At 70.7% G+C, this 417-nt stretch carries 2 protein-coding genes; one reads left to right on the top strand and one right to left on the bottom strand.

Annotated features, from left to right (window positions below):
- Window positions 1–191: 191 nt before the first annotated feature.
- Window positions 192–371 carry a hypothetical protein gene (locus IH80_RS0138500; RefSeq protein ID WP_030966577.1) on the bottom strand — a complete coding sequence of 60 codons (180 nt, stop codon included), beginning with the start codon at window positions 369–371 and terminating at the stop codon, window positions 192–194.
- Between IH80_RS0138500 and IH80_RS43425 the strand changes: the two genes are divergently transcribed.
- The coding region (locus tag IH80_RS43425) for a transposase family protein (RefSeq protein ID WP_420708924.1) at window positions 333–417 on the top strand (85 nt) is incomplete at its 3' end. The genes IH80_RS0138500 and IH80_RS43425 overlap by 39 nt on opposite strands.

The raw sequence follows: 417 nt of genomic DNA, 5'->3' as shown, positions 1-417 counted from the left end.
AGGACGCGATGTCCGCCTTCGCGGCGGACGAGCACGCGTTCGCCGTAGGCAGGATCTTCCCGAGGTTCGGCGAGGTCCACGCCGCGGCCTCCTACCTGAAGGCCCTCGCCGCAGAATAGGCAGCCGTTCCCGCCGGGCGCCGGGCTGCGTCCCGGGCCCTGGCCGTCGCCACCGCCTATTGCCGGGTGTGGTTATGGGGCGATCTCGTACACGACGGTGGTGGTGGGGCAGCCTTCGGCGAGGCCGAGGAGGGCCTGGCGTTCGGCGTCGTCGGCGGCGAGATTCCAGCGGAGCTTGGTGCCGACCCAGGTGGCGGCGTTGTCGACCGGCTCCTGGCCACGCTCGTCCACCTTCGCCACGGTGCCACTCACGACGTGCTGGCCTGCTGGTTTGGTGTCGACCGGTCCACAATCACCC

The organism is Streptomyces sp. NRRL S-378 (genome assembly GCF_000720645.1).
Taxonomy (GTDB): domain Bacteria; phylum Actinomycetota; class Actinomycetes; order Streptomycetales; family Streptomycetaceae; genus Streptomyces.
This window is presented reverse-complemented; position numbering and strand designations above follow the sequence as displayed.